We start from the raw sequence: 273 nt of genomic DNA, 5'->3' as shown, positions 1-273 counted from the left end.
GTGCTGCGCAGGGTCTGATAGCGGCGGCCCGGATTGGCGTGGTGGTCGCTGTGGCGCTGCAGATGGAACAGGAAGATGTTGGTGACCAGCCGATCGGAGTTCCAGCTGTCGGCCGGCGAGCAGCGCGCCCAGCGCCCACCGGGCAGGCGGCGGCGCAACAACCCGTAGTGCTCGACGTAGTTCACGGTTTCCAGCAGCCCGAATCCGATCACGGCCTGCAGCAGCAGGTACGGGAGCATGGCGAAACCGAACACCGCCAGCAGCGCACCGTAG

General features: G+C 67.0%; 1 protein-coding gene. It reads right to left on the bottom strand.

Annotation, left to right across the window (positions count from 1 at the left end):
* The coding region (locus CUZ56_RS15025) for a fatty acid desaturase (RefSeq protein WP_204250946.1) at positions 1-273 on the bottom strand (273 nt) is incomplete at both ends.

This window comes from Saezia sanguinis, from assembly GCF_003991585.1.
GTDB classification, from domain to species: domain Bacteria; phylum Pseudomonadota; class Gammaproteobacteria; order Burkholderiales; family Burkholderiaceae_C; genus Saezia; species Saezia sanguinis.
Note: the sequence above shows the minus strand (reverse complement) of the source record. Positions and strands in the feature narration are given on the sequence as shown.